The 2,346-nt window shown below is 70.8% G+C and carries 1 protein-coding gene; it reads left to right on the top strand.

Going from position 1 to position 2,346, the window contains the following annotated elements:
* Positions 1-46 precede the first annotated feature (46 nt).
* Positions 47-2,335, top strand: a complete 2,289-nt coding sequence (locus ACFV8T_RS45470) for a M20/M25/M40 family metallo-hydrolase (protein WP_385339770.1) — start codon at positions 47-49, stop codon at positions 2,333-2,335.
* The last annotated feature ends 11 nt before the right edge of the window (positions 2,336-2,346 follow it).

Below are 2,346 nucleotides of genomic sequence, written 5' to 3' on the forward strand. Positions count from 1 at the left end.
CCCACTCCCACTCCAGCTGTGAGGTATATCCGTGCAGGTCCTGCCCATGTTGCGCAGACGAGTGCCGGCCCTGGCCGCTTTTCTGTTGCTGCTTCTCACCGGCATCGCGGCCATGCTGCCGCTGCGCATATCCGAGCCCCGGCCGGCCTCCGCCCCCAATGGTGACTTCTCGGCGGCCCGTGCGGTCGCACAGCTCGACCACATCGCGAAGGTCCCGCACCCGGCGGGTTCGGCCGCGCAGTCGGACGTACGGGAGTATCTCGTCGGTGAGCTGCGGAAGCTCGGGCTGAGGCCCGAGGTCCAGACCCGGGTCGCCCCCTCCGACGCAGACAGCCCGGCCGTCGTCGGGTCCGTCTCCAACGTCCACGCCACGATCCCCGGCAAGCAGCCCACCGGCCGGGTCCTTGTCGTCGCCCACTACGACTCCGTGCCGATCGCCCCGGGCGCCGGCGACGACGGCTCCAACGTCGCCGCGATCCTCGAAATCGCCCGCGTCCTCAAGGCCGGGCCGCAGCTCCGCAACGACGTCGAGCTCCTCTTCACCGACGGCGAGGAGCAAGGGCTGCTCGGCGCGCAGGCTTTCGTCGACGGGGAGACCGGCTCCCGCCCGACCGCCGACCCCCAGCAGACCGTCGTGGTGAACATGGAGGGCCGGGGCGCGTCCGGGCCTGTCGTGATGTTCCAAATGGCGGGCACCGGTCTCACCTCCGCCGTACGGGCTTCCGGTGCGGTCACCACGTCGTTCTCCGCCGCGATTTACGAAAAACTGCCCAACGACACCGATCTGACGGTCTTCGACGAGGCCGGGATGCGCGGTCTCAATTTCGCCTTCATGGGCGGCTCCGCGCATTACCATACCGCCCACGACAGCATCTCCCGGCTCGATGCCGCGAGCGTGCAGGACATGGGGGACGCGGCCCTCGGAGCGGTCCGCCGGCTCGGCGGCACGGACCTCTCGCAGAGCGGTCCGGACGCCACGTACTTCTCCCTGTTCGGCACAGTCGTGTCCTACCCGGCATGGCTGGCCCTGCCGCTCGCCTTGACGGCCCTCCTGGGCGTGCCGCTGCTGCTGTGGTTCGGCCGGAGCCGAGGTCTGTCTCCCCGCGGGGCCGGACGGGCCGCCCTGACCTTCCCCCTCACGCTGATCGGTGCGGCGGTGATCGGGCTGGCCGGGTGGTCGGCGCTGAGCCTGGCCCGGCCGGACTTCGCGCTCAGTGATGGCAGTGTCCACCACCTCGGCCGGTACGCATGGGGCGGAGCGTTGCTGCTCCTGGTGCTGCTTGTCGCCTGGTACCGCTGGGCCCGTCGCAAGGCGTCGCCGCTGGACATCATGGTGGGTGTGCTCGGCTTTTTCGCGATGCTCGCCGTGGTCTGCGCTGTGCTACTGCCCGGGGGCGCCTACCTCTTCACCTGGCCGGCGCTGATCGGACTGGCGGTTCTCGCGGTGACGCTGCGGTTCACACCTGCCGACTCCCCGTGGCGGGCGGTGGCCGGAGCGGTGACGGCCCTGCCGGTTGTGGCGCTCGTCCTGCCGGTCGTGCTCCTGCTGCTGCCCGCTCTGGGGCTGTCGCTCATCGCCGCCCCGCTGGTCCTCGCGGCACTGCTCGCCGCGGTGCTGCTGAGCCTCCTGGAGCCCCTTCCCTCATGTCGTGCGCTTACCGTCGGGATGCTCGCGACGGCTGTGGCAGGTGCGGGCACGCTGGTCGTGGGTACGGCCCTCGACAGCTACAGCGCTGATGAACCCCGGCCGGTCAGCCTCGGATACGTCCTGGAGTCCGACACGGGCAAGGCCACCTGGGTCAGCGACGGCGACACTTCCCAGCCCGCCGTCGGCAAGCTCCTCACCGGTGAACCGGCTCGCTTCGAAGACCGCGTCCCCGCACTGGACGATGCCGTGCTCGCGAACGGGGCGGCCAAGGCCGCACCCCTGGACACACCGCGTACCAAGAACGCCTCGGCCACCGAGGCCGGCGGTGTACGCACGATCCGGGTCCGTATCCAGGCCCCCGCCGACGCCCACACCATCGACGTCCACGCCGACACACGTGCACACCAGATCCTCGACGCCACCGTCGAGGGCGCGAAGCTCACCGGCAGCCCCAAGCACCCACAGGGCGCCTGGAACTGGAGCTTCGGCTACGCCGCCCCGCCCGCCGACGGCATCGACGTCGTCATCCGCACCCGCGGCCAAGGCCCCCTGCCGCTACGCGTGGTATCCACCGCAGCCGGCCTGCCGGACGGAGTCGGCGCGCCCACCCTGGCCGCGGACCAGAGCTGGGCGAGCTGGCCCTCGGTCGCCGGACAGACCTTCGTCGTACGGACATTTCGACTCTGACCTCATTCCGC

Origin of the sequence: Streptomyces sp. NPDC059832, from assembly GCF_042731715.1 — a bacterium.
Classification (GTDB): Bacteria; Actinomycetota; Actinomycetes; order Streptomycetales; family Streptomycetaceae; genus Streptomyces.

Coding starts and splice junctions, on each gene's coding strand:
- ACFV8T_RS45470 (WP_385339770.1), top strand. CDS start 47: ATGTTGCGCAGACGAGTGCCGGCCCTGGCCGCTTTTCTGTTGCTGCTT.